Genomic DNA, 26,909 nt, shown 5'->3' with positions numbered 1-26,909 from the left:
GGTTTATTTATTGGCGCAATAGGTGATTTAAGGAGCGGAGCTATACCTTATTACAGTTTTCGCGAAATAGTTGTATATGTTGTTGGTTGTATTTCTTGGTATGGTATAGTTTATTTGTTCAGTCGCTTTTCCAATAAAAACAAAGTGGTATAAACACATAACAAGCCAACTAAGCTGGACTATAGCTAGGGAAAGTATGCAGAAAATTTTAGTTTTAGCGGTTATTTTAGTTTCTGGTTTTGTGAAAGCAGAATTTGATCCTTGTGAGTCAACCCAATACCCAGTTAAATGGGAATCTGAATTAGTGCATCCCGAATCTTATGAGCTTCCAGCCATTTTCTACAAAACTAATTATTCAAAGGTAATTTTACCTGTATCAAAAGCGATAGACTTTGTTAAAAATAATATGGCAAACCATAAGGCATATTTAAAAGACGCTAAAGCTTACATACTTGAAAGCTTATCTAAAATGCCAAAAAACAAACTTATAGACCACTCAAACCTCTTAATTCCAACAGATGGCTTGCAAGGACGAGAGTTGAGTAAAGCCATTCATGTTATGGCTGGATATCAAGGGCTATTCGAGGGATTACTATTAAAAAATGAGGCGTCAGTTAGTATTAATGGTAATTGGGTAAATTCATCAAGCGTTACTTACATGGTAGGCAATGATCCTGCTCTCTTGGGTGACTTGAGTTTTGTTCATAAGTTAATTGTTTCTAACTCAAACCAAGTAGTGTTTGAAAAATGCTGGCTAGATAGAAAATAGCCATATAACAAAACGCGCTGAGGTGGGCGACTAGTAAAATTTGGCTATTAATTGTGGGAAGCTGAAAATAGTAAGTAATATTTTAAAAACTCTATAACAAGGAACGTATATGAATTTATCTGAAGGCAAAACCGTAATTGAGTTTGAAATATCAGAAACAGGCCACCAAATTGTTGAAGCTAAAATTAACGGTAAATTGTTACGTTTTATTTTAGATACTGGCGCTGGGACATCTGTTTTAGACAGAGGATGCCTAAGTGAGTTAGGCATTGAAGAAAAACTCAATGTTGAGAATGCAGCAGGCTTGGGCACTTCGGATCACGCTATGGGGGATATAGAAGTTCATTCAATTGAGTTTGGAAATGCCCTGTTTGAAAGTCCAGGCTTTGTGTCACTTAATCTTGACCATGTTCAGGTAGCGGGTGGTGAAAAGGGAGTACATGGCTTGTTAGGCTCTCCCTTTTTTACTCAATACCAAGCAGTTATCGATTTTTCAAAAAATAGGTTGGAGCTTTTTAATAAAAAAATTAAATAACTAACCTAAACTTTGTGCTTTAAATTTTATCTAACGCACCATGTTTATGGATTTTAATATGACATGGTGCGACAGCTGTTATTGTTTACAATTTGTATTTCAAAGCTACTTTTCTAGTTCTTTTCTAATAACTCTTTTCTTATAATTTCAGCTCCAGCGCTCAAGGCATTTAACTTGCCGTTAGCTATATGGTGAGGTAGTGGAGCCATGCCGCAGTTTGTACACGGGTAGAGCTTGTCGGCATCTACAAATTGCAGTGCTTTTCGCAGCGTATTAGCCACTTCCTCTGGCGTTTCGATAGTGTGATTTGCTACATCAATTGCGCCTACCATTACTTTTTTACCGCGAATGAGTTCTAGTAAATCCATTGGTACATGGGAGTTATGGCACTCTAGTGAGATAATATCGATATTAGATTGCTGAAGCTTAGGGAATGCTTCTTCGTACTGTCGCCATTCAGATCCTAGTGTTTTTTTCCAATCTGTATTTGCTTTAATGCCGTAGCCATAGCAAATATGCACTGCGGTTTCGCATTTAAGACCTTCAATTGCGCGCTCTAAACAGGCAATTCCCCAGTCGTTTACTTCATCAAAAAATACATTAAACGCGGGCTCATCAAATTGGATGATATCAACGCCTGCGGCTTCTAATTCCTTTGCTTCTTGATTAAGAATTATGGCAAATTCCCACGCTAGTTTTTCGCGGCTTTTATAATGGTCATCGTAAAGCGTGTCGATCATTGTCATTGGGCCTGGCAATGCCCATTTAATCGGTTGTTTGGTTTGCTTGCGTAAAAATTTAGCGTCTTCAACAAACACAGACTTTTGACGGCTAACAGGGCTAACAACTGTAGGTACACTTGCGTCGTATCGGTCACGAATTTTTACTGTTTTACGTTTTTCAAAGTCAACACCGTTTAGGTGCTCTATAAATGTAGTTACAAAATGCTGCCTTGTTTGCTCGCCATCGCTAACAATATCAATGCCTGCTTGTTGCTGGTCAAATAATGACAAACGTAGGGCGTCGTGTTTTCCTTGGGTTAATTCATCACCTTGTAATTTCCAAGGTGACCAAAGTGTTTCTGGCTCTGCAAGCCATAAAGGCTTAGGTAAACTGCCAGCGGTAGATGTAGGTAGTAATTTTTTCATAATAAATAATGCCGTATATTTTAGTTAATTATTAAACGTAGCGTTAAGCGTGTTATTACTGGTTGTTACTATTAGTTGTTATGACAGATAGCGAGTAGAGAATTGCTCAAGAACTGTTTGGTACGGCTTGATAAAATGCTCTTGTGCAAACCTGCCTTGCTCATTCGCTAACTTGCCACGCTCTTCTCGGTCATACACAATTTGCGTTAGTGAATGATCCAAGTTTTTTAAGTTTGGTTTATATGATTTACCCGCTGTTGCGTTGGCATTATAAATCTCTGGTCTGTAGATTTTTTGAAACGTTTCCATCGTACTAATAGTGCTTATAAGCTCAAGATTGCTGTAATCATTAAGTAAATCACCAAAGAAAAACAATGCTAAAGGCGCGGCACTATTTGGCGGCATAAAGTAACGTACCTGCAAGCCCATTTTTTTGAAGTATTGCTCAGTTAAAGACGATTCATTTGGCTCGTATTCAACGCCAAGTACCGGGTGTTGGTTTTCGGTGCGGTTATAGGTTTTGTTATCTGACACACTTAGGCATATAACCGGTGGTTTTTTAAAGTTTTGTTTGTATGTACCCGAATTTACGAATGACTGAAATAGCTTGCCATGTAATACCCCAAAGTCATCAGGAATACTAAATTGAGACTTGCCTTTATTGTGCTCTTGTAGGAGTACGCTAAAGTCGTAGTCGCGTACATACGATGAAAAGTTGTTTCCTACAATGCCTTCAATGCGCTTATTAGTTTTATGATCAGCAATATTTGTTTTTAATATTTCGATAGAGGGGAAGCTTTCGCCGCCATCTTCAATACCTATCTCAACAGAGATAATTTCAAGCTCAACAGCATAACGCTCACCTTTGGTGTTATCCCAATGGGCTAGGGCATTAAAACGGTTGTTAATCATGTTTAAGGCGTTACGCAAGTTTGCTTTGCGGTATTCACCTCTGGCTAAATTAGCAAAGTTGGTTGTGATACGCGTATTAGTTGATGGATGATAATTTTCGTCGAGTGAAACGCTCTTTATATTAAATGTAAAATCTTTTTTCATCGTGTTTATATCCAATTTTATAATTTAAACCTGATTGATGCTTTACGCTTTATTAACCTTGCAACTTACTTAGCTGGCTTAGCTGGTTTAGGTATTCAGCAGCTTTAAGTTGTTAAATAGTGTTTAGCGCTAAGGGATGAGTAATTTATACGTTGATTGGTATATGAAGAAAAACGGTTTAATTTCACATAAAACATGAGTCATATTCATTAATCATTATTGTTAGATTCGATTACGTAGCAGTTGACGAAAAAAAGGCACAAATCAGTAAAAGTAAAGGATGGATGTTTAGCCGTTTAGACTTCTTTTGTGGTGGTGTGCACTTTATTCATGTTGAACATGAGGAATATTCAAAGGGGTTTTTTATAGCTATAACAGTACATTAGCCAAATTTCAGCATGTTAAGTCGTTGTTTTTACTAAGATTCATCGCTGGATAAATTTTAATTAGCTATAAAAGCAGATACTTCAGCTCATCTAACCTAAATGATAAACCGACTTTTTTGAGTACGGATATAAATGCTTGTAAATTAATAAAAGCGTTATTAGCCATATTAGTAGCAATGGTAGTACGTTAACTAAGTTATACTCGTTTTTCATCACCTCACCTATTGAGTATTCGTGGATATCAAAGGCACTTGTATTGCATCAACTATTGATGAGCATGGCCCTGTTTATGTATATCAAACAAAAAAGAATCTAATTCTCAGCTTTGACGGAAAAATTTATCAAAGCTGTATTAAGTTAAATAATATTAATGGGTTAAGCTTAGCTTATACGCAAGCTATGATGGCTGCGCTTTTTTTTATACCCAATTTAAAAACCGTGATGATAATGGGACTTGGGGCGGGCTCTATAGCAAAAAGTCTTTATCATGCGTTTCCTGCACTGACCATACATACCGTTGAATACCGTAAAGCCGTGGCTGATATGGCTATAAAATATTTTGAACTGCCTGTGTCAGAACGTTTGTTTATTCACATTGATGATGCGGCAAACTACATGAAAAAAACGCAGATAAAAACGGATGTTATTTTTTCTGATTTATATAGCTCAGAAGGTATGGAATCAGATCAAGTGCAATCATCCTACTTACGCGATTGTAAAAATGCGCTCACTTTTGATGGGGTTTTAGTACTTAATATTTGCCATACCAAAGTTGGGCAAAGAGAAGCGTTCGATCAACTTCTTGAGAAAGAATTTGCAGGAAAGATTCTTAGTTTTATTATTGAAGGCGGCAATAAAATTGTTTTTGCTTTTAACAATACAATGCCTGTACTTAGTGAGGATGAATTACTTGCTAAGGCTCACGCGTTACAAAAATTAATAAACGTAACAATGACGCGCTATGCCGAGCTTTTATTTAATTAAAATGGTTAGTTTGATGTACTGTTAAATGGCGCGTTTAAATCCATCCGTCTATCTGTTGTTCATTTAAACTTGGTTAAACTAATCATACTCTGAATAAAAATAATAAAGTACGTACCCGTACGGAAACTCTCATACATGGATTACTGTAAAAATATAATCGGTAAATTTATAAGCGCGATGCAAAAGCGGCCTGGATTATTGGCTGTGTTGGCGTTTTTGTCGGGCGTTGCCAGCTTTGCACTTGTAGATAGAAAAGAGTCTCTTTCGCAAGTTATTGCGATATTTTTACTTATTAGTTGGTTGTGGCTAATTATTGATAATTGGCTACGAGACAAAGTAGAAGAAAAATTTGGTGTGGCTGTATCTCCTAATGTAATGCGTTTTGCGCTACAAATGGTGCAACAAGAAAGCCTATTTTTTGCTTTGCCGTTTTTTTTAGCGGTTACGCAGTGGGACCATCCTCAAGCATTTTTTACCTCCCTCATTGTTTTGTGTGCGGTTATATCGGTAATCGACCCCTTTTATTATAAGAAGCTTGCTAAAAACCGTACGTTATTTAGTGTGTTTCATAACTTTGCTTTATTTGTTGTTTTACTTGTTACCTTACCTATTTTGTTAAACCTTACAACGAGCCAAAGCTTAGCCGCAGCCCTTGTAACGGCTGTAGTGGTTACTCTACCGAGTTTAAACAATTTAATGCCTAATGCACGCTGGTGGCGTTTTCCTATTCTTGTATTTATTTTATGTGCTTTGAGCACTGCTGTGTGGCAATTGAGAAGCTATGTGCCTCCTGCAGCGCTGCGATTAACCGATATTACGTTAGCTCATGAAGTTGATTTACAGCATAAAAAGCCAGTAGGGAGTATCAAACAGTTAGACTCCTATACACTGCATCATCAAGGTTTATATAGTTGGACCGCTGTTAAAGCACCAAGAGGTTTAAATGAAAAAATATTTCATGTGTGGCTTCATAATAAAGAAGAAGTTGATCGGATCACGTTAAATATAAACGGCGGGAGAGAGCTTGGTTACAGAGCATGGACCCACAAGGTAAATTTTCCTAGCGACTCTGTTGGTAAGTGGCAGGTAAAAGTAGTCACTGAATCAGGTCAGTTAATAGGTTTAACGAAATTTACTGTTACACCTTAATTAACTAATCCGGCTGTATTTTAAACACATAGCTGATATAGTTTTTGTATTACAAACTAATGGACATAGTTAATGAGTATTGCATTTGAGATTTTTATTTGGCTAATAGTTGATACTGGCTTGAGCTTTTTATTTTACTCGACCGGTTGGCTGTTATTAAAAGTGGTTACGTTTGGGCTGTATAAAAGCGAGTTTAAAGATTTTGCATCTTATAAAGCGAGTAAAGCTAGAAGAGTCGACTTAACCTTCTTACTCGGTTTTGGTTTTTATGTTGCACTGATTACCCTTATGGCTTACTTGACTCACTAGCTAGTTTTAATCCACAAAGATCAACAGACCAATGGTTACTAAAGCTCAGTTTTAAATTTAATTATTATTATGCTTTGAATCAATAAACAATGCGTATGTGTAATACACAATAACTAAAAAATGTTAGTGTTTAGCTATCGTTTAAAAAAGTTGAGAATTACATATGAAGTTTTTAGTATTTTTAGGCACAGTACGCGATAGCACTCCACCAGAACCAGCTCGCTTAGGCTTAAGGGTTTCTAGGACTTGTATAGAATGCTTAACAGAGCATTTTGGCAGTCATGAGTTTGAGCTAATTGATGCGTTGGACTTTCCTAGCGAAAACGTGTTTAAACCATACTTTGCATACGCTAAAAGTAATGCACCTACAGAGCTCACTCTATTAGCTGATAAAATTAAAGCCGCAGATGGATATATAATGATTAGCCCTGAGTACAATCACAGTATGAGTCCAGCTCTCGCTGACTTGCTTAATCATTTTGGTAGCTCACTATTTTCGTATAAACCAAGTGCAATAGTAACTTACTCAGCAGGACAGTGGGGTGGTGTAAGAGCGGCCATTAGTATGCGCACGTTTTTATCTGAACTTGGCTGTTTGCCGGTATCGGCGATGATCCACGTGCCAAAAGCGCAAAATGTGTTTAGTGAGGATGGCAAACCTGTTGCAGGAGAGAGTCAATCATCGTGGTTTAATTATTTCTCACGCACGTTTGGCCAACTAATATGGTGGGCGCAGGCTGCTAAAGAGCATACCGAGGTGGTTGACCCGCAAAGTTTGCTAAAGAGCTTTAAAACAGATCCTTCTCAGCGCAATGCACCTTAATACCCGCTAACTAATTGTGTCTTGAAATATCTAGCCTTACTAAGTGTGCTAACGCTTAGTGCATGTAGTTCTGTTCCCCATAAAATTGAAATGAGCCAAAGTACGGCTGCAAATATGAACCTTATCGCTTTTACTGAGCAAAGTGCACCGAAGGGTGTTGCTGGCACTTACCAGTTTCAAATTAAAGCGGCGGGAGCTCAGGGTCGTTGGTTATATTTAAATACCGAAATTGATTATCGCGACAGGCGTTCAATTACGGTATCAATACAGCCTAATGTGGTAGCAGAGCTTCAAAGTAAATACGGACAACCAGCAGACACCTTTTTTATTGATAAAACAATAGAAGTAATAGGCGAAGCTAAACGAGTAACTATCGATTTTATGAGCCGTGGAAGAGCCACTAATAAATATTATTATCAAACGCACATAGATGTGACATCAGTTAAGCAGCTTCGTGTTATAGAAAGTTAGCAAAAAGCAGCGCACTGTATTTATATACAGTTCATTGTAAAAGCTCACTTTGAGCTTTAATGTTTACACTTAAATTTACTGCTATGGCGCTACTTTAGCGCTGTTTTATTCAACGATTTCAAAACTCTTATTTAACCTATTGTAATCTCATTACATAAAACTAATAATTGGTTAGTTTTATAAGTTTGAGTACCTGTATTGAAAGCCAAAGAAATCCGCAACTTTTATATCAACGAAGAGCAATCTGTTTATTTGCTTTCGCACCGCGATGCTAAAAAACACCGCCAGTGGCTTAATATTTGTATTAAGCAGTTAACGCTGCTGGGCTACAAAAACGTTGAAATGATTGGCTCGGGTGCTTTTGGTTTTGTGTTTGCAGGTGATGACGATAACGGCTTACCTTGGGTATTTAAGTTTTCGCGTATTACACTTGCCCAAAGTGTACGTGACCGCCTAGAAGACGAAGCGTATATGCTTTCGCAAATTAATAACCCCTTAGTCCCTACCTTTTATGCATTTGAGCGAATTAAAAAACAAGGGATTTTAATGATGGCGCGCGCCATTGGAGAGGACCTTGAAAAAGTATCGCTTAAAACAGGGCGCTTTAGTGCAGCGCAAATAATGGCGTTAGCTGTTAGGTTACGTAATGTATTAATTGATTTACGCAACCACAAAAATGGCATTAGCCCACAACCTATAGTGCATGGCGATATAAAACCTTCAAACCTTGTTTGGGATGCAAACACTGACGCGCTTTCGTTAGTTGATTGGGGCAGCTCTGTGTATGCACAGCTCGATAGTGATGGTAACCCTGTTGCGAGTAACTTTATGGATTTAATGTCGGGCGATTTAAGCACAACGAATGCCCGTATGGGCGATGTGTACTTTATTGGTGAAGCGCAAATGTCGGGGGAGCAATCATCCCCACGATTTGACGAACAAGGTGTAGCCGCTACGTTGTATGCGCTTGCGTCGGCGCAGTCGTGTCGCTTTGGTGCACAAGCCATTCCTGCAAGCAGCTTAGGGCTCCCAAAAGAGCTGGCTAAGGTGATTGATGGCATGCTGTCTAAAAGTAAGGCCATACGTGATGGTGCTGGTGATTACTTTATGCGTAACATTACAACTATGGCCAAAATGTATTTACCTGAGCTTGATAAAAAACAAAGAAAAGCAGATATCCCTTTTTGGTATGGCAACGACGAGCAGCCCGACACGGTTGTATATAGTTCACGAAAACAGTTTTTACGCCAAGCCGATCATAACCAGCAATTACTAGATATAAACGACGCGCAACTTGACCGCTATTATAAAGAGTTTTTGTTTGATACAGGCGATACCGAAAAAGCATTTTTGGCATCAATAAGCCGATTAGCTAAGTACCCTGTAGTAGGTGGGCTTAGTTTTCATTGGAAGGATGAGTCAATGTTTGTCGAATCGTCTTTAATTATGCATGACGAATCATTGGGTGATGCGTTTAGTGATGCGATTAATAACATAGTGATGCTTGCGCAAGCGATTAATCAAAAAGGGTTATTTAAGTGTTGTTTGTTTGATGCCCGTAAAACTATTCAGTTAGAGCGAGATGGCACCGGTGCATTTAAGTTTGATAGCCTACCAGAGCTTGAATACGAAGTTGTAAGCATGAAAGCAAACGACATAACCCGCCCGCATTCATACTTTGAAGACGGTAAAGACCCTGATGAGCAACTACAGCTACCTAAAAAAGTTATTAAATGCGTATTTGAGCTTAACCAAATTCATCATACTGGGTGTATTATTTTTGAAGCGCTGCCCGACAGAATGAAGATTCACCATTACTACCGCTTACTCGATTCGAGCAAAGAGATTGAGTTTAAACGTTTGCTAAATAAACTTATGCAATACGCGGTAAATATTACGGACGTGGGTGTTGCGGGCTTTATGAAACTCCCATATAAAAACACCCGTGAGTTTAGTTTATGTGAGCAGCAACAAGAGCATTACTTTCCTAAAAACCCCAAGCTTGTATCTTTATAGAAAGAACCCTTCACTAAAGAGTGTTAAATAAGAAGACAAAGATAAAAAAGAGCACAAATTGGTTTAACTTGTACTCTTTGCCACTTAATTATTTAGGTAAGTATTACTAATTATTAAACACCTTACTAAAGGGCGACGTTGGTGATAGCTCAAATTGATGAGTTAGCTTTTGCGTTTTATTAGTCGCTGTAATTTGATAATGCTGCTTGTGCTCATTGTTACTAAATAGCTTAACGTTAAAGTTAACTTTGGTTAGTTTACTTGGCAAAGAGTAGCGCCCAGTAATGCTTACTTGGTCTATATTGTCGCTTTTATGTTTATGCGACGCTTCTGGGTTTAGCAAAAGTCCGTCAATAGTAAATTTATACTGATGATCCGCTAAATAAACGTTCTTTTTAACTCGTTTAGTTATTAGCTTTTTATGAGCGTAAAACTCAATTATTGACACTTTGCCATCCTTGTTTTCATCAACCCATTTAAAAGCCGACATAGGGATTGAAAGTACAATAAACACGTTATTATCAACAAAATTCAGCGTACCGTGCTCTGCAACCATTAAATGCGCGTTTGCTAATGTTGATGTGCTCAATAAGCCCAATGTGGTCACACTTAACAGATAATTTTTCATATAAGGCATAACTTACTCCTAATTAAACTTCGCCTTTAACGCAGCGTTGAAAAAACGGGTAAGTGTCTGTTGCGTAGTAGTGGTATATCCCTTGAGGAAACTCAGGTGTTACGCCAACGCGGCCATTACATTCATCTAAATCACCAGAGTCTGCTACGTATTCCCAATCTTGTGCAAATGTACCTAATGGGTATATATCGGTAGAAGGGCGGTTTGCGCTTACAGATGTTATGTGTTGGTAGCTGCCGGTCATTACGGTTAGCGCTGAAGACGCATCATTTGAGTCTGCATAGCCGTAACGTGCATAAATAGGAAAGCCGTCTGCTGCCCAGCCTATTAGAGTCATAGTGGAGCTATTGCCACCTCGCAGTGTTACAAAGCCTTCAGGCATACCATGATAATGATATGTGCCATCGGGTTGTACGTGTGCATTGTTGTCGTCTGTTCCAAAACTAAACGTGTCTTGGCTTAAGGCTTCTATATTCCAATTACCGCTGTTGTCGCCTAAATCACAATCGGTGCCTGAATCATCGCAACTTCCGCCTGTGCCGGCGTCTATTTTAATGCCGTTAAGTACAACGCCTATCATTCCACGAGGCCCCCCAAGCATGGTTGCTTGTGTTGTTTCTACAGGCTCAAGTGTGTAGCTTTCATTTACTGATTGTTCAGAAATAGTATTTGGGTTATCGGCATTAGGGAATGTACCTACTTCGTGATCAGGTATGCCATTAGCGACTAAGTCGCGTGTAGTTCCTGTGCATGACCAATCTGCAGCGCTGGTGGCTTGTACTGATTCTGACTCGTTATATTCACTGTAGCTATATTCACAAAGCACGCCTTCGGTTGAGCTACTCGTACTTGTTCCGTTATCTGTGATACTTTGAGATGAATCTGTAGTTGTTGAGGTATCAACTATGCCTTCTCCACCTCCACAAGCAACTAACGATGAAACAACTAGAGCCAAGGTGCTTAGCTTTATAGCATTTACCCGATTTGAGTTTTTAATATTAACTGCGTGTAGTTTCATTGCTGCTTACCTGATCAATTAAGTTACTCAAACAATAATCAGCAATTGTGCAAATAGTGTGTAAACAATGATGACAAATTAGCAATGATGTAAATAGGCGAAGTATTAAAGCTAAGTTGAGATTTAACTTTATTGGATTGTGTTTTATTTTAAAATTTCAAAAAGTTAAACTAATGCAAAAATAGCTAATATAAAAGGTTACCTTAATGGCTAAAACAAAACCTGAAGTGACGTTACAAAGTCACGGTATTTACTCTAAGTGGGACAGCGAAAGTAAAGCATTGCCACAAATAGAGCAATTTACAACAAATGTAATAGCTGAGGTAGATGTTGAGTTTGGCTTAATCGTAAATATTAAAAAGGGTAAAGGCGAAAAGCTTCACTATTGTATATACCATCCAGATATACCAGACAGTAAAGGTGATGTAATGGACCCCTTTGAAGGCGATGTATACGTTAAAAACAGTGATTGGAACTTTTATTTAGGCGACACGCTTTGGTTGCCAATAGAGAATAAATTGGGTGATTGGCGTATGACTATTGAGCTAAATGGGAAAATTATTGCTGATAAAACTTTTAAGGTGGCATTAGAGGCAGAGCGTACTGAAACAGATTTTTGGAAAAACCGAGGGTATTGATTTCTATTTGTTAGCTATATGGTGTGGATGTAATAAAAATTAATAAAAGAGAATTGTAGAGCCATTTAAAATAGCTCTACAAAATTAAATTAGCGTGTTTAGTTACCCCAAGGGTTACTAGAGTTAGAGCGTTGTTTACGATCGCGAGCACGTTGCTTTGATGCTTTTTTTTCTATAATACGTTTAGCATCAACAAAACTAAGTTCACACGGCTCCCCCGGTTTATGATCAGCTGGGATCACGCGATCACGTGGCGGTAATTCGTATTGAACATCATCAGGCTTAGGTAAGTTTTTAAGGCGATAAAGGTAAAAGTTATCTACTTTTTCTTGTGCCCATTGTGTTTTACGTAAAAATTTAACCGCTGACTTTATATCAGGATTGTTTTTAAAGCAGTTAAGTTGTAAATAAGCGTGTAGGAGCTCCCACCCGTATTGTTCAACCAGCTCTTCAACCACTTGTTCTAATTTAACGCCTTGCAGTGGGTTATTACTGAAAAGTTCTTGGTTGCTCATAGGTGTTGCCTCGTTATTAAAATACAAATTGCATTATAAATTTAATAACGAGGCTTTAACAGAGTAAATAGCTTAACTTTGACAATTAACTACAACACGACCGCGAATTTTGCCTTGCATTAGTAGCTCTGCGTTATCAATTACGTGTTCTAGTGAAATTTCAGTCGAAATTTTATCTAAGTAATCAGCGTTTACTAATTTAGCTAAACGATCCCACGCTTCAATTCTGTCGGCTTTAGGGCGCATTACGCTATCAATGCCTATTAGTGACACACCACGTAGTATAAATGGGGCAACTGAGGCAGGTAAATCCATGCCTTGGGCAAGTCCGCAGGCCGTTACTACACCCCCATACTTTAATGATGCACAAATATTAGCAAGTGTATGGCTACCTACAGAATCTATTGCCGCTGCAAAGCGCTCTTTTTGCAAAGGCTTACCCGGGCTTGAAAGCTCGTTTCTGTCAATTACTTGTTTAGCACCTAACTCTTTTAAATATTCACTTTGATCTAATCGACCCGTAGCTGCTGTTACGTTGTAGCCAAGCTGGTTTAATAAATAAATAGCAAAGCTGCCTACGCCACCATTGGCACCAGTTACCAGTATTTCGCCAGATTCAGGCGTAATGCCTTGTTTTTGAAGTGCTATAACACTTAGCATAGCGGTATAACCAGCTGTACCTATTTGCATCGCTTGTTTTGGAGAGATACCTGCAGGCAAGGGGATTAGCCAATCGCTATTAAGTGCCGTTTTTTGAGCAAGCCCGCCCCAATATTTTTCGCCTACACCAAAGCCATTTAATATTACGTTATCGCCATTTTTAAATTCATCGCTGGTGGAATTTGTAACCGTACCCACTAAATCGATACCTGGCACCATAGGAAAACTGCGTACAACGGGGCCTTTCCCCGTAATTGCTAAACCATCTTTATAGTTAAGTGTACTGTATAGCACGTCGATAGAGACGTTTTCGTTTGGTAAATCACTATTTTCGATAGTCGATAATGAGGCGCTGTAGTTATTATCTTCTTTATTAATAACAATGGCTTTAATTGGGTTACTCATGGGATATCCTTTTAGACCGATCGTCTTTTAATTGGTAAATAAAAACGCATTAGGTTAATAATGCGCGTAAAAACATTTCTGTATATAAAGTAAGTGGAGTATTTGATTTTGTGAGCTTGGCGCGCATTACCGCACCTTCCCAACCAATCCAAAAGTACTCACTCATAAGTTTTGTATTTACATGGCTTGCAATTGTGCCTTGTTGTTTAGCTTGATTTAAGCAAACCTCTACCTGGTTTTGCCAAGCGGTGTAGCTTTGCATTAACCTGATTTTAAACTCTTCACTTAAATGGTTAAGCTCTTGATTTAAGTTACCTACTAAACACCCACGTTTGTAATCGTATTTTTTCATCCCTTTAATTGCGCTTTGGGTAAAATTAACGATCCGCTCAAGTGGGGGAACATCTTCTTGTTGCAGGTAGTGGGTAAGCTTGGCAATAAAGTAACTGTCGTATGCATCAACTAACGCAATGCCGTAGGCTTCTTTACTTTTAAAGTAATGATAAAAGGAGCCTTTAGGTACAGCCGCTTTTTTTAAAATAGTATCGAGCCCCGTGGCGCTAAAGCCAAATTCAGTTAATGTTTCTAGACCTGTGCGAATAAGTAACGCTTTGGTATCGGCGTTCTCTCTGGCTATTTTAGGTGGGCGACCACGGCGTATTGGTGTTGATGTATTTTTGTTCATGCACACATATTAGACCGGTCGACTTTAAATAATCAAGTATAAATTCAAATTGTTTAAAAATACTTCAAGTTAGGGGCGTGCTACTAATTTAAGATTAATGAAATAAAAGTGTCACGATTACATTTTTGTTTGGAACTTAGTCTATATTAGTCGGTCACAATTAAAGCACATAAGTGCTTTTTAGCGATTATTGAGTCGCATTTTATTTAGCATAAAACCGGTCAAATTGAATGTTGTATGACCACTTACTTTTTTAAATGTTAATTCATTTTTGCATCAGCAGCTTAGTTAAAGTCAAACAATTTAATTGCTTTTATGATTTGAATTTTACATTTTTATTAACTATTCATTAAATGTAGATTTCACTAATGCTACACAATATATAAATAAAAAAGGTGAGGATATTACCGATGAAGAGACAGAAAAGAGATCGTTTAGAAAGAGCTCATTCTCAAGGTTTTAAAGCAGGTTTAGCAGGTCGCTCAAAAGAGCTATGCCCTTATCAACAAGTAGATCCCAAATCAGAGTGGTTAGGAGGTTGGCGTGAAGCGATTGAAAACCGCAACATGTACAAAACCTAAAATCAATAATCGAATTTAAGCAAAAAGGCCTCCACGTTGGAGGCCTTTTTGTACGCATTTAAAAATTAAAACGCGCTAGTGTCTTGGAACAAGCCCACTTTTAAATCTTTAGCTTCGTAAATTACTCGGCCATCTACTTCTACAGTGCCATCTGCAACACCCATGAACAATTTACGTTTAATTACGCGTTTCATTACAAGGCGGTAAGTTACTTTTTTATTAGTTGGTAAAATTTGGCCAGTAAATTTAACTTCACCCACACCTAGCGCACGGCCAAGACCAGGGCCACCAGACCAACCTAAGTAAAAACCAACTAGTTGCCACATAGCATCTAAGCCTAAACAACCTGGCATTACTGGGTCGCCTTTAAAATGACAATCGAAAAACCAAAGGCTAGGGTCAATATCAAGCTCAGCAACAATTTCGCCTTTCCCATGAATACCGCCATCAGCAGTAATAGAGGTAATGCGATCCATCATTAACATGTTGTCACTTGGTAAACGGCAGTTACCTTCACCAAACATTTCACCTTGACCACACAGGATCAACTCTTCTTTTGTATAGCTATTTTTAGGTTCCATAACACTTATCTTCGCTTAGAAATTGCCAAGTACTTTAGCGTACACTTGTACGCTAAACAACTCGGAGCAGTTAAAAAATCAAAATATTGCATATTAAATCATCAATCAATCAGCGCGATTGGTTTTTGCACTATAAAACCGCGCAATTACAATCAGAAATCATTATAATTAACGCTGTCTTATAACCAGTCTAAAGGAAGTTTATGATCCTTTTTGTTAACTCACTAACTGTGATTGATTTTTCTTACTTATGTAACAAACGCGGCGCCGTTGGCGAGAGCTGGATTGTTGATTTAACTTTGCACGGTAAACTTAACGAAGAGTCTATGGTTTTAGACTTTGGTTTAGTTAAAAAGCAAATTAAAGGCATTATAGATGAGTGTATTGATCACCGTTTAGCAATTCCTACAGGGCTTAATGGCACTGTATCTGAATTTGACGAGCATAAAACACTCGACTGTACATTTGGTGAAAATAATCACTTAGCTATGAGCGCTCCTCATCAAGCTTATTGCATGATTAACGCAGACGAAGTAACTGTTGAATCGGTTACCGAATTTTTAATTGCGACTATTTTACCGAAGCTACCAGATAACATTGAAAAAATTGAGCTGTCTCTTAAGCCTGAACATAGCCAAAGTTTTTACTATCATTACAGCCATGGCCTTAAAAAGCATGACGGTAATTGCCAGCGTATTATTCATGGGCATCGTTCTCAAATTGGTATTAGCCTAGATGGTATCTCTATGCCGCGCTTGCAAAAAGAATGGTCTCAAAAGTGGGAAGATATTTACTTAGCCACCAGTGAAGATCAAATTAACGCAGCTGATTTAAAACACATACCAGCCAAAGCTGGTGATGTATGTTTTGCTTATACATCGGCACAAGGCTATTTTGAAATGGCTATTAGCGAGTCTCGTTGCGACATTTTGCCAGTAGATACTACTGTAGAATGTATTGCTGAACATGTAGCTGGCCAAATTAAAGCCCAATACCCAGAAAAAGCAGTGAAAGTGACCGCTTATGAAGGTGTTGGAAAAGGATCGATTAGTTATGTTTAAAACACTTTTAGCAACAGCGCTTGTTGCCTCTGCTAGCTTTAGTGCTATGGCGCTTGAGTTAAAAGGACATTTAACACAAGGCGGTTTAGTTACTGGAAAGCTAGAAAACGCTAAATCAGTAAGCTTAGATGGCAAAAGCTTAAAACTTTCACCAAAGGGTGATTTTGTATTTGGTTTTGGGCGTGACGCTGAAACTACTCATACTTTAAAATGGGTAGATAACAATGGTAAATCGCATTCACAATCAATAGCTATCACTAAGCGCGAATATAAAATTGATAAAATTACCGGCGTAGCTAAAAAGTATGTATCTCCACCAAAAGAGGTTAGTGCGCGTATAAGCCGCGAAGCAGTTGCTGTGCGAAAAGCGAGAGAAGTAGAGTCTGATTTATTGTACTTTTTAGACCCTGTTTTAAAGCCTGCAGAAGGGCGCATATCGGGTGTTTACGGCAGTCAGCGCTATTTTAATGGCGAGCCACGTCGTCCGCACTTTGGCTTAGACATTGCCAATAAAACAGGCTCTCCTGTTTACGCGCCTATTAGTGGTGCCGTGGTATTTGCTGAACCTGATTTATACTACTCAGGCGGTACATTAATTATTGATCATGGCCATGGTATTACCTCAACTTACATTCACTTAAGTAAGCTTGATGTAAAAGTGGGTGATAAAATTGAGCAAGGTAACAAAGTGGCTGAAATTGGTGCAACAGGGCGTGTAACGGGTCCTCACCTAGATTGGCGTTTTAACTGGAAAGGCGAACGCCTTGATCCAGCATTACTAATGCAAGATACATTAGCAAACAAAAAGTAGAGATTATGACTGACGTAAATCGCGATGCAATAATTGCTCAGCGTATTGAAGACTCAACCACATCGGTAACTAAAACCGTGTTTCCAGGGCGTACTAATCATCACAATACTTTATTTGGTGGTGATGCACTGGCGTGGATGGATGAAGTGGCATTTATAGCAGCGACTCGTTTTTGCCGTAAGCCTTTGGTAACTATATCTTCTGATAGAGTCGACTTTAAAGAGGCCATACCAGCAGGTACTTTTGCAGAGTTAATAGCTAAAGTAGTGCATGTAGGTAACACCAGCTTAAAAGTTGATGTAGATATATTATTAGAAACTATGCACAAAGACGATAAGCATTCAGCCATTAGTGGCAGCTTTACGTTTGTTGCAGTTGATGATAACCACAGACCGACTCCGGTAGTATGCGACAAAATGATTTATGGTTTTGATTAACTTAAAGCTTTGAATATACGCTAAAGTAAATTTATATAAGCACCTTAATTGGTGCTTATATAAAACCATTAAAAGAACACATCATACTAAATATTCATTAAGTATAACCTCAACAACAGAGCTAGTATTAACTAAGAGAAAGTAATCAAACTGGGGGGAATTGATAGGGGTGTGAGTTGCTGGATTTGGATACTAAAAAGGTATGCTTTTAATATACCTTTTTAGTTATATTTAGCTTTTAATCACATTTATTAACACTTATATAAATACATCTTAAAGCACCATTGCTGCAATCCAGCCAAATATTAGCAGCGGAATGTTAAAGTGAATAAACGTTGGAATAACAGAGTCTCTAATATGGTCGTGCTGGCCATCGGCATTTAAACCCGATGTTGGGCCAAGCGTTGAATCTGAAGCAGGGGAGCCTGCATCACCTAAAGCGCCCGCAGTACCAACAAGTGCAGCGGTAGCCATAACAGAAAAGCCAAGGTCTAAACATAAAGGAACAAACAAAGTTGCAATAATAGGCACTGTTGAAAACGAACTGCCAATTCCCATTGTAATTAATAACCCGACTAACAAAATAACACCGGCAGCAAGGGGTTTATTACCATCAAAAAGGGCGGCTGCGCTGTGTACTAAGCTTGCTACATCGCCAGTGGCTTGCATAACCGATGCAAAACCTTGTGCCGATATCATAATAAAGCCAATCATGGCCATCATCGCAACGCCTTTACTAAATACGTCGCCGTTTTCTTCCCACTTAACTACACCGAAAACACTAAATATCATTACACCTACTAAGCCACCTAAAATCATTGAGCCACTTAGGTTTTGTGCAACAAGGGAGGCAAGTACTGCAAAAAGCCCGACAATCATTACTTTTCTAGGGTTTTCGACTTCAGCTGATTTACTCACAGTTGTTAATGGGAGCTCGGTGTATTCACGACGTTTTCTGTAGGTAATAAATACCGCAATAAGTAATCCAACAAACATACCTAATGCAGGAATTATCATCGCCATAGGAACTTGTGTATTTACAATCTCTAAGCCGTTATCGACCAGGTTTTTGTGCAAAATAGAGTATAAATAAATACCGCCAAAACCATAAGGTAGCACCATGTAAGACGTTGCTAACCCAAATGTTAAAATACACGCTATAGCACGCCTGTCTAATCTTAACTGATTAAAAACAACGAGTAACGGCGGGATTAAAATAGGAATAAACGCTATGTGTACGGGTACTAAGTTTTGCGAAGAAATCGCACAACCTAAAATAATTAATAAAATGAAGTAACTTAAAAACGTTTCATTCCCGCTGCCTTTAGTATTTACTTTAGCAAGTAACTTATCAGCGAGAATGCGTGTTAAACCCGACTTAGAAATCGCAACGGCAAACGCGCCGAGCATGGCATAACTTAGTGCAATTTCAGCTCCGGCAGAAAGGCCAGAGTTAAATGCATCAACACTTTCTTTTATACCCAAGCCTGCAGTAAGACCTGCAACTAACGCGCTTATTATCATGGCAACAATGACGTTAACGCGAGCCAGAGATAGCCCGAGCATTAAAATAACGCCTATAACAACAGCATTCATAGTATTCTCTATTTGGAAATTTTAATTAATTTTATCAGATCTTTAGCCTGAGTTTTACGCTCTTTCGTAAAAGGTTTTTTACCATAGCGTACTTGGTTAAATAACTGCCTAAAAGTGTTTATAGATTGTGCAGAATGAGGAAGTTGACCAGCAAAAAAGTCTAACTGCTGACTCGGTGTTAAATTATCGGGTGTATTTATTTTTTGTTTTTTAGCCCATGCTTTTACTTCATAAAACTCTTTAACCATAGGCGCTAATTTAGCTGGGCGTTTTGGTAAGTTTAAATAAATAAAATAACCTATAAAACAAAAACCAGCTGTTAGTAAAACCATTAATGGTACAAGCCAAATGTTTTTACTACCAAAAATTGATTTTAAAAAATCATTTTGTTTTTCTTCGTCAAAACCAAGTACCCAGCTAGACCATTGATAATCGAGATTTTCAAGTTCTAACCTTAACCAATTAATAGCGGGGAAACTACTTAAACTCACGAAACCAAAATCAAGGTTACTTTTAAATTCGTCATTCAGCTCTTCGTTTTGCGAAAGTGAACCATTTAAACGCTCTGGTGCGACAACAGCAGTTGCATCAAAAATAACCCAACCTTCGTTTTGTAAATATACTTCTACCCATGCATGTGCGTCGTACTGGCGAACAGTGAGCGTATTATTATCTTGGTTTAATTCACCGCCTAAATAGCCACTTACTAGTCGAGCGGGTATACCTGCGGTTCTAAAAATGTACGCGGCGGCACTGGCATAGTGGCCACAAAAGCCACGTTGGTTTTCAAATAAAAATTGATCTATGGTGTTATCGCCGCTCATAGGCGTGGGAGTTAATGTGTAAGTAAATCCCGTACCTGCAAAGTATTGTAATAAGCGGTTATAAAAATCGCGATCAGAGTGTGTATTTTGCTTTAAGGTTTTAGCAAGTGATGATGTTTTTACATTCTTTTTATAAGCGAGGTATTTGTAGCGTTTTTCTTCAAATTCGCCAAGCGGTAAAGTTGTGAAGTTAAAGCTATTTACATCGTATTGTAAGTTTTTAGCTTGGCGACTTTTTTTACGCAATAAACCTAGCGAATTACCTTCAACATTTTGTGAGTTACTACTGGAATAGGCTAAACCATAGAGCCATTTTTGTGTAGCAGGCTCTGTAATAACTGAGTAGCTTGCAATAAGTTGCTCATCATTTTCGCTCTGCGTATTTGTTTTTACATTATTATATTTTAAAAAGTCAGACGTAAGCCACGCATTGCCATTAAACTCATCATGGACTATTGCTCGCCAATAATAAGGCGCTACAGGTTTTTCTTCATTAAATTTAGCTCTAAACACAAGTTCATCTGAGTTTGAAAGCTTTGCAATATCGAATGGATCGACTTGTTCAGAAAGCCCTGTTTTAGCAAGCTTAGGCCCAGGAAGCTGCCAAAAGGCGGACATTTTTGGTAAAAAAAGCAGTAAAAATATAGCTAAAGGAAGCGCTAAAAGTAGCAGTTTACCGCTTTGTTTAGAGGCTATTTTTAAATTATGTTTGGACTCGAGTAGGCCAAGTACTGCAAAGTTTAATATGTATAAACTACTTACAGTTAAAGTCGTTAAAATGCTTTGGTTAAATAAATACACCGATGAGAGTGAAAAAAACGTAAGCGTTGTAATTACATGATAGTGTTTTTTGGTTTTAGCCTGCAGCAGCTTAAATAAACTAGCAAGTAGCAGCATGGCCACAAATAAAATAACCGTATCCGACATGCCTACTGTGTAGAGCATTAAACCTAATGACACACCTGCGAGTATATTTGCCAGCCAAGTATTTGGCTTTGGTTTATTACACAGCGTTATGTAAAAATTCCAGGCACAAATAAGTGAAAGTACACCAACAAAAACAAGCGGTAAATGTGATACAAAAAATACAATCAAACATGCATATATAAAAGACAGCGAATAATTTATTACTTTTTCGTTTTTAAGTATGTCCATTACACATCACCATTAAATGAGCATAATAATTCTAAGCATTGCTGCTTATGTTGCTGTCCGGTATTTGTATTTATTGTTTTATTCGGTAGCTTTAACATAAAAGGGGTGTTTTTTTCGGTTGCTTCACACACTAAAAAGCATAACTGGCTTAAGCGCTGCTCTGTATCTCCATTCATTAACGTAAAATCGAGAAGCGCATTTGCTGTTTTAAAGTCTACAAACTCTTTAACTAACAACTGCTGTGTTTTTGCGTAATGCTTCCACGACACTCTTTGCAAGCCCATCTCTGGTAAATGTGGGATAAGAGACTCAAACTCTTCGCTACCAGATTGTGTAGAAATACCTTTATCGGCTTGCTCATCAAGCATAGAAACATGCGCATCACTGTGTACTTGTTCAAGCGACGGATATACAAATACACCTTCTTGTAATTGAATGTAGCTCCAAACAGTTATTAAGCCAAAGGGATAGTTACTCGCTATTTTAATACGTTGCACTGAGTACTTACCGCGTGAGCTGTAGGGTAAGTTGAGTGTAAGTAACTGAGGTTTACTATCAACTTGGCCGGTATGTTTGTGAGTTTGCTCACTACCTTGATATGTTAAATTAATAGATTGGGTAACAGAAGGGCTTTGTAATTCAAATACAATACTCGGTTTTTGAGGAGCGTAGCTACTAAATGCATCTTTAAATTTAACTGTTAAGCCTTTAGCGTTACTGTAGCCCATTAATACAGCAATAATCATCACCACAAACATAAGATAAGACATTATTAAAATTAAATTATTTTGATAATTAATGCCCATCACAAAGTTTAAAATTGCCACAATTACAAAGTACCAACCTAGGGATGATGGCAATACATAAATTGTTCTGTGTTCAAGTGTAATTGAGTTTTTTAAATGTTTATTTTTTAATAACTTATTAAATACACTTTGCTTAAATGACTTAAATAAAGAAGGGCGCTTAGCTGTTTTTTTTGGCATAAAAATTTATACCGGAACTAATATGTTTTTTAAAATATCGTTTACTTGCGCTTCACCTGACTCATTATGCAAACCTAATCGATGCTGACACACACTTGCAAATACGGCTTGAACATCTTCTGGCATTACAAAATCACGACCATCAATAAAGGCCCACGACCTAGCCGCTTTAGCCAGAGCCATACTGGCTCGAGGTGATAACGATGCAGCAAAAGCGTTGCTTGTGCGTGTGTAATTAACAAGCTCTATAATGTAGTCAATAACCGGGCTACTTAAAGTAATTTGGCTTATCTGGCTTTGAATTGCCGCTAACTCTTGTTGGTCAATACGCTTAGGTAACTGACTGTAATCTCGTTTTTGCATATTCAAAATTAAGCGTTTTTCGGCTTCTTTAGGAGGAAAACCTAAGCTAATGCGCATTAAAAATCGGTCTAATTGCGACTCAGGTAACGGGTAGGTACCTGATTGATAAAGCGGGTTTTGTGTTGCAATCACAAAAAATGGATTTGGCAGCGTATATTTTTTTCCATCAACTGTTACTTGTTGTTCTTCCATTGCTTCAAGCAACGCACTTTGTGTTTTAGGGCCAGCACGGTTTATTTCATCAGCTAAAACAACTTGGCTAAAAATAGGGCCTTTATGAAACGTAAAACTGTGCTCGGTAGAGTTAAATACATTAGTACCCAGAATATCAGCAGGCAGAAGATCACTGGTAAATTGTATACGCTGATACGATAAACCTAACACAGCTGACAATGCATGAGAAAGAGTGGTTTTCCCCATACCTGGCAAATCTTCAATGAGTAAATGCCCTTCGCTAAATAAGCATGTAAGTGCCAGTTTTATTTGTTGTTGTTTACCAAATATAACACTCGAAAGATCTTCTATAATCGCAGTAACAGTACTTTGCATGCTAACCTTATTATTATTCTATTAGTTCGAGGCGCTTCATTACGGTGTCTACTTTTTTTGCATTAAATGGTTTCGCAATAAACCCTTTAGCACCTAGCTCCCACGTGTTTTGCACATTTTCAAAACTGTTATGACCAGAGCACATTACAACGTGTGCGTGAGGGTAGGTAATATTAATAAACTCTAGGATATCTGTGCCATCAGAGTCAGGTAAATCTACATCTAAAAATATTACATTAGGCGATTTTTCATCAATAACCGGTTTAGCTGAACTAAAGTCTACACTTTCTAAAATATCTTCATAACCTAGTTCGGTTAAAATCTGGTTTAGGTAATCACGTATTTCTTTAACATCGTCAATGATGAGGATGGGCTCTAGCGGGCGAACAAATTCCATATGTAGGTTACTTCTATTTTGAATACATCTAAGTGCTTTAATACTAAGCTAACCCCTTCATAAGCTCAAGAACGTTACTTAAAAAACACTAATAAATAAACAGTTTATAGGTCTGACCAACAGCCTATTTTAAAAGGATCACCTGCTTTTATATTTTCTACTAACTTATGTTTACATGAATTGTATTGAGCAATAATGATGTATCTACAACAAATTCCTTAATCCAGAACCTTATTTCCTCAAAATTTGATGTAACAAATTTGCTACTTAACTTATTGATTCAAAAATATTTACATATAAATTCGATTTTTTGTAAACGTTTTGTAATAAAAAATCGTTGACCTTCTAAATTCATTCTGTGATTATGCTCACCAGATGAGCTTATGCCCACAAGTGCAATTTCATTAACTATTTAATGTTTTGCTCAATTGGCCTCATCTATACACACTGAATTAATACCAATTTCATTAAATGAATATGCAATTTAATAAAGTTGGCATCACACACCACACTCAATAAAGAGCTTATTATGTTGAATAATAAAAAGACTAAATTTGCAATTTCTCTCATAGCGGCAGCTATGGCTACATCGGCTCCAGCACAGGCTGATATTTCTGAATATTTAGATCGCGTTGACGTAGACTTTTTACTAATGCAAAACTTTCAGTCAATTCAGGCTAAAGACGGTGCATTTCGTCCAGAAGATGAAGAACAAGAATCAGGATTTGGCCGTATTAGAGCAAATCTAATGCTTAAATTTCATATTAACGAGTTCATTACTGCCGATATAGATATTGCAGAAGAGCCTAATGACTTTGGTGGTGAAGATCGTGACTTTTCATTTCACAACGATTTTGCAGGTGTTGAATTTGACTTACTAGGCCTTTATGGCACACCAAAAGAAAACGCAAATTTAACACTGCGTTTAGGTAACATTGGTGGATCGCCTTTTCAATTTAAAGGTTTTCAAGACGGCGCAGATAACCAAAGTAATGCTCTTATTGGTAATGGTATTACCGATTACGCAACCGCAGAAAACGGTGCACAGCTAAGTTACAGCGAAACTTTCGATAGTGGTGTAGTACGTGCGTATAATGTCACAGGTCACATTACGACTTCAAGTTTCGGTGAAGCATTTCAAGAAGACAGAGGTTATAACTACCGACTTCAAGGTACTTTAGAATTTGAAGGTGGCTTTAAAGCAGGTTTAAACTTATTAAAAGCGAATCAAGGCGACCAGTTACGTTTTGAAAATGGCGTAGCAAGTCTTGATGGTGTAACCACAACAAACTATCGCTTTGGCGATGGTGAAAACTATAATTTCTCAGCGTCACCTTCGAATGAGCGTGACACTCACGTTGGCGCAATGCCAGGGCTTGAGCAATCAATCATCCAGCTTAACTTAGCTTATCAACCATCTGACGAAACTAGCTTAATTTTTATGGTTGGTAAATCATCTGATGACTACACGTTTGCAGATGCCGCTGGTAATGCAGTTGCCGGTATTACCTACTTTGGTACAAACGGCATAGCTGATGAAAATGGCACTACTTTTGATTCAAACAGTGTAATAGAAGGCGACTCATCGGTTGAGTACTTCGTGTTTGAAGCACAACAATATCTAATCCCTAAAAAACTATATGTAGCGGCTCGTTATGCAGAAGCCGAAAACACTTCCGACTTAATTGAACAAACAGACAACACAGTAGAGCGTATTCAAGTAGCCGCAGGTTACTGGTTTAACGATAAAACGCTTTTAAAAGTTGAGTATGTTAACCAAGAAGAAGGTGTTAATTCGGGCGGACAAATCGGTAAAGGATTTGACGGCTTCACTTCTGAAATATCTGTTAAATTTTAAATCATTATCCAACTAGTCTAACTATTTAAACAAAGGACCTAAAAAGGCACTTTGCGGGCAGTTTTATGCGTTAAAACTGCCATAAATAGAATTGGTAATAGATTGAAATTTAATAGCACTTGTTAAAACATAACGTGTATGGGGAATACCCGATGAAAAATAAATTAATTATGCTCGCGTGTGGCTTTATAAGCATGGGCGCTGCGGCAAAAGAAACAATTACAATAGCGACTGTTAACAATGGTGACATGATCACCATGAAAGAATTAAGCAGTGACTTTACCAGCCAAAACCCGGATATAGATCTAAAATGGGTCACTCTAGAGGAAAACATTCTTCGCCAACGTGTCACAACCGATGTTGCAACAAAAGGCGGCCAATACGATGTTATGACCATAGGTACTTATGAAGTACCAATTTGGGGCAAGCAAAATTGGCTAAAAGAGCTGGATAATTTAGGTGAAAACTACGATTTAGACGATTTAATTCCGGCAATTCGAAGCGGTTTAACGATTAATGACAAACTTTATGCTGCGCCATTTTATGGCGAAAGCTCAATGGTTATGTACCGCACTGACTTAATGGAAAAAGCAGGGCTGACTATGCCTAAAGCCCCAACATGGGACTTTATACGCAAAGCTGCTAAAGCGATGACAGATAAAAAAGAAGGTGTTTATGGCCTTTGTCTACGTGGTAAAGCAGGTTGGGGCGAAAACGTTGCGCTTATTACATCCATGGCTAATTCGTTTGGTGCGCGTTGGTTTGATGAAAATTGGAAACCTCAGTTTAATACCCCAGAGTGGGAAAATACCCTTCAGTATTATGTCGATGTGATGAAAGAATCTGGTCCTGCTGGTTCATCTGCAAACGGTTTTAATGAAAACCTTGCACTATTTCAAACCGGAAAATGTGGTATTTGGATTGATGCAACCGTTGCAGGCGCATTTGTTACTAACAAAAAAGATTCAGAAGTTGCCGATAAAGTAGGGTTTGCACTTGCGCCAGATAATGGCCTAGGTAAACGCGGTAACTGGTTATGGTCTTGGACTTTAGCCGTACCGGCAAGCAGCAAAAAACCAGATGCCGCAATGAAATTTATTAGCTGGGCAACATCTAAAGAATACACTCAACTTGTAGCCGACAAAAAAGGTTGGGCAAAAGTACCGCCAGGTACACGTAAATCACTTTACAGTAATCAAAAGTACATGGACGCAGCACCGTTTGCGCAAATTACCTTAGATTCTATTCAATCTGCAGATCCTAAAAATCCAACCGTTAAACCGGTGCCTTATGTAGGTATTCAGTTTGTTGCTATTCCTGAGTTTCAAGGAATTGGTACAGCTGTTGGGCAACAATTTTCAGCAGCATTAACTGGCCAAATGACCGTTAAGCAAGCACTTAGTACGTCTCAGCACCTCGTTGAGCGAACAATGCGTAAAGCTCGCTATCCTAAATAGCATGTAATGGGCGGGTAAGTACTCAAACTTACCCAATATTTTATGTCAA

Annotated in this window: 28 protein-coding genes; 15 read left to right on the top strand and 13 right to left on the bottom strand. The window is 38.1% G+C overall.

The window, feature by feature from the left end; genetic code table 11:
- Nucleotides 1–196 precede the first annotated feature (196 nt).
- Together DC53_RS10675 and DC53_RS10680 are read left to right on the top strand one after the other, a co-directional pair.
- The gene (locus DC53_RS10675) at nt 197–769 is read left to right on the top strand and encodes a hypothetical protein (protein WP_033029640.1); all 573 of its coding nucleotides are present in this window, start codon (nt 197–199) and stop codon (nt 767–769) included.
- A gap of 109 nt (nt 770–878) precedes the next feature.
- A complete protein-coding gene (locus DC53_RS10680) occupies nt 879–1,304 on the top strand; it encodes a retropepsin-like aspartic protease (protein WP_033029637.1) in 426 nt (141 codons plus the stop codon).
- 113 nt (nt 1,305–1,417) lie between these two features.
- On the opposite strand, the gene DC53_RS10685 is transcribed toward DC53_RS10680, so the two are convergent.
- A complete protein-coding gene (locus tag DC53_RS10685) occupies nt 1,418–2,452 on the bottom strand; it encodes a methionine synthase (protein ID WP_033029634.1) in 1,035 nt (344 codons plus the stop codon).
- A 78-nt stretch (nt 2,453–2,530) separates the two neighbouring features.
- Nucleotides 2,531–3,508 carry a DUF1852 domain-containing protein gene (locus tag DC53_RS10690; RefSeq protein WP_033029632.1) on the bottom strand — a complete coding sequence of 326 codons (978 nt, stop codon included), beginning with the start codon at nt 3,506–3,508 and terminating at the stop codon, nt 2,531–2,533.
- A gap of 620 nt (nt 3,509–4,128) precedes the next feature.
- On the opposite strand from DC53_RS10690, the gene DC53_RS10695 reads away from it, so the two are divergent.
- The 6 genes from DC53_RS10695 (at nt 4,129) to DC53_RS10720 (ending at nt 9,646) form a co-directional block, all read left to right on the top strand.
- Nucleotides 4,129–4,878: a spermidine synthase gene (locus DC53_RS10695; RefSeq protein ID WP_033029629.1), complete on the top strand. Its 750-nt coding sequence runs from the start codon at nt 4,129–4,131 to the stop codon at nt 4,876–4,878.
- Nucleotides 4,879–5,013: 135 nt separating this feature from the next.
- Nucleotides 5,014–6,027 (top strand): DUF5924 family protein, encoded by a 1,014-nt coding sequence (locus DC53_RS10700; protein WP_033029626.1) that lies wholly within the window; start codon nt 5,014–5,016, stop codon nt 6,025–6,027.
- Between the two features lie 72 nt (nt 6,028–6,099).
- On the top strand, nt 6,100–6,336 hold the full coding sequence (locus DC53_RS10705) for a hypothetical protein (protein ID WP_008136419.1): 237 nt from the start codon (nt 6,100–6,102) through the stop codon (nt 6,334–6,336).
- A gap of 163 nt (nt 6,337–6,499) precedes the next feature.
- The gene (locus DC53_RS10710; protein WP_033029624.1) at nt 6,500–7,159 is read left to right on the top strand and encodes an NADPH-dependent FMN reductase; all 660 of its coding nucleotides are present in this window, start codon (nt 6,500–6,502) and stop codon (nt 7,157–7,159) included.
- 21 nt (nt 7,160–7,180) lie between these two features.
- Nucleotides 7,181–7,630, top strand: a complete 450-nt coding sequence (locus DC53_RS10715) for a hypothetical protein (protein WP_033029622.1) — start codon at nt 7,181–7,183, stop codon at nt 7,628–7,630.
- A 198-nt stretch (nt 7,631–7,828) separates the two neighbouring features.
- Nucleotides 7,829–9,646 carry a protein kinase domain-containing protein gene (locus tag DC53_RS10720; RefSeq protein ID WP_033029620.1) on the top strand — a complete coding sequence of 606 codons (1,818 nt, stop codon included), beginning with the start codon at nt 7,829–7,831 and terminating at the stop codon, nt 9,644–9,646.
- 106 nt (nt 9,647–9,752) lie between these two features.
- Here DC53_RS10720 and DC53_RS10725 read toward each other — a convergent pair whose 3' ends face one another.
- The gene (locus tag DC53_RS10725; protein ID WP_033029618.1) at nt 9,753–10,283 is read right to left on the bottom strand and encodes a hypothetical protein; all 531 of its coding nucleotides are present in this window, start codon (nt 10,281–10,283) and stop codon (nt 9,753–9,755) included.
- A 13-nt stretch (nt 10,284–10,296) separates the two neighbouring features.
- Complete coding sequence (locus DC53_RS10730) at nt 10,297–11,301, bottom strand: YHYH protein (protein ID WP_033029616.1); 1,005 nt, start codon at nt 11,299–11,301, stop codon at nt 10,297–10,299.
- A gap of 206 nt (nt 11,302–11,507) precedes the next feature.
- Here DC53_RS10730 and DC53_RS10735 point away from each other — a divergent pair, with 206 nt between their 5' ends.
- Nucleotides 11,508–11,939 carry a DUF3859 domain-containing protein gene (locus DC53_RS10735; protein WP_033029613.1) on the top strand — a complete coding sequence of 144 codons (432 nt, stop codon included), beginning with the start codon at nt 11,508–11,510 and terminating at the stop codon, nt 11,937–11,939.
- A gap of 98 nt (nt 11,940–12,037) precedes the next feature.
- Here the strand turns inward: DC53_RS10735 and DC53_RS10740 are convergent, their stop codons facing one another.
- The 3 genes from DC53_RS10740 to acuR all read right to left on the bottom strand — a co-directional run bounded on the left by DC53_RS10740 (nt 12,038) and on the right by acuR (nt 14,204).
- A complete protein-coding gene (locus tag DC53_RS10740) occupies nt 12,038–12,454 on the bottom strand; it encodes a VF530 family protein (RefSeq protein WP_007377141.1) in 417 nt (138 codons plus the stop codon).
- Between the two features lie 72 nt (nt 12,455–12,526).
- Nucleotides 12,527–13,519, bottom strand: coding sequence for an acrylyl-CoA reductase (NADPH) (acuI, locus tag DC53_RS10745; RefSeq protein WP_033029611.1), 993 nt, complete (start codon nt 13,517–13,519; stop codon nt 12,527–12,529).
- 49 nt (nt 13,520–13,568) lie between these two features.
- Nucleotides 13,569–14,204 (bottom strand): acrylate utilization transcriptional regulator AcuR, encoded by a 636-nt coding sequence (acuR, locus tag DC53_RS10750; protein ID WP_033029609.1) that lies wholly within the window; start codon nt 14,202–14,204, stop codon nt 13,569–13,571.
- Nucleotides 14,205–14,614: 410 nt separating this feature from the next.
- Between acuR and rmf the strand changes: the two genes are divergently transcribed.
- The gene (gene rmf / locus DC53_RS10755) at nt 14,615–14,785 is read left to right on the top strand and encodes a ribosome modulation factor (RefSeq protein ID WP_002960897.1); all 171 of its coding nucleotides are present in this window, start codon (nt 14,615–14,617) and stop codon (nt 14,783–14,785) included.
- Nucleotides 14,786–14,850: 65 nt separating this feature from the next.
- On the opposite strand, the gene fabA is transcribed toward rmf, so the two are convergent.
- The gene (gene fabA / locus DC53_RS10760; RefSeq protein WP_002960896.1) at nt 14,851–15,366 is read right to left on the bottom strand and encodes a bifunctional 3-hydroxydecanoyl-ACP dehydratase/trans-2-decenoyl-ACP isomerase; all 516 of its coding nucleotides are present in this window, start codon (nt 15,364–15,366) and stop codon (nt 14,851–14,853) included.
- Between the two features lie 203 nt (nt 15,367–15,569).
- Here fabA and DC53_RS10765 point away from each other — a divergent pair, with 203 nt between their 5' ends.
- From DC53_RS10765 to DC53_RS10775, 3 genes are read left to right on the top strand one after another with little or no spacing between them, the layout of a single operon-like run.
- Nucleotides 15,570–16,427: a 6-carboxytetrahydropterin synthase gene (locus DC53_RS10765; protein WP_002960893.1), complete on the top strand. Its 858-nt coding sequence runs from the start codon at nt 15,570–15,572 to the stop codon at nt 16,425–16,427.
- Entirely contained in the window at nt 16,420–17,238 is an 819-nt protein-coding gene (locus DC53_RS10770; protein ID WP_007377144.1) for a M23 family metallopeptidase, read from the top strand. The genes DC53_RS10765 and DC53_RS10770 overlap by 8 nt, the downstream gene beginning before the upstream one ends.
- Before the next feature lie 5 nt (nt 17,239–17,243).
- Nucleotides 17,244–17,675, top strand: a complete 432-nt coding sequence (locus tag DC53_RS10775; protein ID WP_002960891.1) for an acyl-CoA thioesterase — start codon at nt 17,244–17,246, stop codon at nt 17,673–17,675.
- A gap of 273 nt (nt 17,676–17,948) precedes the next feature.
- Here the strand turns inward: DC53_RS10775 and DC53_RS10780 are convergent, their stop codons facing one another.
- From DC53_RS10780 to DC53_RS10800, 5 genes are read right to left on the bottom strand one after another with little or no spacing between them, the layout of a single operon-like run.
- Nucleotides 17,949–19,271, bottom strand: coding sequence for a Na+/H+ antiporter family protein (locus DC53_RS10780; protein WP_033029606.1), 1,323 nt, complete (start codon nt 19,269–19,271; stop codon nt 17,949–17,951).
- 8 nt (nt 19,272–19,279) lie between these two features.
- Complete coding sequence (locus DC53_RS10785) at nt 19,280–21,250, bottom strand: transglutaminase TgpA family protein (protein ID WP_033029604.1); 1,971 nt, start codon at nt 21,248–21,250, stop codon at nt 19,280–19,282.
- A complete protein-coding gene (locus tag DC53_RS10790; protein WP_007377147.1) occupies nt 21,250–22,236 on the bottom strand; it encodes a DUF58 domain-containing protein in 987 nt (328 codons plus the stop codon). The genes DC53_RS10785 and DC53_RS10790 overlap by 1 nt, the downstream gene beginning before the upstream one ends.
- Nucleotides 22,237–22,242: 6 nt before the next feature.
- Nucleotides 22,243–23,148, bottom strand: coding sequence for an AAA family ATPase (locus tag DC53_RS10795; RefSeq protein ID WP_033029601.1), 906 nt, complete (start codon nt 23,146–23,148; stop codon nt 22,243–22,245).
- A gap of 13 nt (nt 23,149–23,161) precedes the next feature.
- The gene (locus DC53_RS10800) at nt 23,162–23,545 is read right to left on the bottom strand and encodes a response regulator (RefSeq protein ID WP_007377149.1); all 384 of its coding nucleotides are present in this window, start codon (nt 23,543–23,545) and stop codon (nt 23,162–23,164) included.
- A gap of 529 nt (nt 23,546–24,074) precedes the next feature.
- Here DC53_RS10800 and DC53_RS10805 point away from each other — a divergent pair.
- Nucleotides 24,075–25,403 (top strand): hypothetical protein, encoded by a 1,329-nt coding sequence (locus tag DC53_RS10805; protein ID WP_007377151.1) that lies wholly within the window; start codon nt 24,075–24,077, stop codon nt 25,401–25,403.
- 152 nt (nt 25,404–25,555) lie between these two features.
- The gene (locus tag DC53_RS10810) at nt 25,556–26,860 is read left to right on the top strand and encodes an ABC transporter substrate-binding protein (RefSeq protein ID WP_007377152.1); all 1,305 of its coding nucleotides are present in this window, start codon (nt 25,556–25,558) and stop codon (nt 26,858–26,860) included.
- Nucleotides 26,861–26,909 lie beyond the last annotated feature (49 nt).

The sequence above is a fragment of the Pseudoalteromonas fuliginea genome (assembly GCF_000690055.1).
Lineage (GTDB): Bacteria > Pseudomonadota > Gammaproteobacteria > Enterobacterales > Alteromonadaceae > Pseudoalteromonas > Pseudoalteromonas fuliginea.
This window is presented reverse-complemented; position numbering and strand designations above follow the sequence as displayed.

Coding starts and splice junctions, on each gene's coding strand:
- DC53_RS10675 (WP_033029640.1), top strand. CDS start 197: ATGCAGAAAATTTTAGTTTTAGCGGTTATTTTAGTTTCTGGTTTTGTG.
- DC53_RS10680 (WP_033029637.1), top strand. CDS start 879: ATGAATTTATCTGAAGGCAAAACCGTAATTGAGTTTGAAATATCAGAA.
- DC53_RS10685 (WP_033029634.1), bottom strand. CDS start 2,452: ATGAAAAAATTACTACCTACATCTACCGCTGGCAGTTTACCTAAGCCT.
- DC53_RS10690 (WP_033029632.1), bottom strand. CDS start 3,508: ATGAAAAAAGATTTTACATTTAATATAAAGAGCGTTTCACTCGACGAA.
- DC53_RS10700 (WP_033029626.1), top strand. CDS start 5,014: ATGGATTACTGTAAAAATATAATCGGTAAATTTATAAGCGCGATGCAA.
- DC53_RS10705 (WP_008136419.1), top strand. CDS start 6,100: ATGAGTATTGCATTTGAGATTTTTATTTGGCTAATAGTTGATACTGGC.
- DC53_RS10710 (WP_033029624.1), top strand. CDS start 6,500: ATGAAGTTTTTAGTATTTTTAGGCACAGTACGCGATAGCACTCCACCA.
- DC53_RS10725 (WP_033029618.1), bottom strand. CDS start 10,283: ATGCCTTATATGAAAAATTATCTGTTAAGTGTGACCACATTGGGCTTA.
- DC53_RS10730 (WP_033029616.1), bottom strand. CDS start 11,301: ATGAAACTACACGCAGTTAATATTAAAAACTCAAATCGGGTAAATGCT.
- DC53_RS10735 (WP_033029613.1), top strand. CDS start 11,508: ATGGCTAAAACAAAACCTGAAGTGACGTTACAAAGTCACGGTATTTAC.
- DC53_RS10740 (WP_007377141.1), bottom strand. CDS start 12,454: ATGAGCAACCAAGAACTTTTCAGTAATAACCCACTGCAAGGCGTTAAA.
- acuI (WP_033029611.1), bottom strand. CDS start 13,519: ATGAGTAACCCAATTAAAGCCATTGTTATTAATAAAGAAGATAATAAC.
- acuR (WP_033029609.1), bottom strand. CDS start 14,204: ATGAACAAAAATACATCAACACCAATACGCCGTGGTCGCCCACCTAAA.
- rmf (WP_002960897.1), top strand. CDS start 14,615: ATGAAGAGACAGAAAAGAGATCGTTTAGAAAGAGCTCATTCTCAAGGT.
- fabA (WP_002960896.1), bottom strand. CDS start 15,366: ATGGAACCTAAAAATAGCTATACAAAAGAAGAGTTGATCCTGTGTGGT.
- DC53_RS10765 (WP_002960893.1), top strand. CDS start 15,570: ATGATCCTTTTTGTTAACTCACTAACTGTGATTGATTTTTCTTACTTA.
- DC53_RS10770 (WP_007377144.1), top strand. CDS start 16,420: ATGTTTAAAACACTTTTAGCAACAGCGCTTGTTGCCTCTGCTAGCTTT.
- DC53_RS10775 (WP_002960891.1), top strand. CDS start 17,244: ATGACTGACGTAAATCGCGATGCAATAATTGCTCAGCGTATTGAAGAC.
- DC53_RS10780 (WP_033029606.1), bottom strand. CDS start 19,271: ATGAATGCTGTTGTTATAGGCGTTATTTTAATGCTCGGGCTATCTCTG.
- DC53_RS10785 (WP_033029604.1), bottom strand. CDS start 21,250: ATGGACATACTTAAAAACGAAAAAGTAATAAATTATTCGCTGTCTTTT.
- DC53_RS10790 (WP_007377147.1), bottom strand. CDS start 22,236: ATGCCAAAAAAAACAGCTAAGCGCCCTTCTTTATTTAAGTCATTTAAG.
- DC53_RS10795 (WP_033029601.1), bottom strand. CDS start 23,148: ATGCAAAGTACTGTTACTGCGATTATAGAAGATCTTTCGAGTGTTATA.
- DC53_RS10800 (WP_007377149.1), bottom strand. CDS start 23,545: ATGGAATTTGTTCGCCCGCTAGAGCCCATCCTCATCATTGACGATGTT.
- DC53_RS10805 (WP_007377151.1), top strand. CDS start 24,075: ATGTTGAATAATAAAAAGACTAAATTTGCAATTTCTCTCATAGCGGCA.
- DC53_RS10810 (WP_007377152.1), top strand. CDS start 25,556: ATGAAAAATAAATTAATTATGCTCGCGTGTGGCTTTATAAGCATGGGC.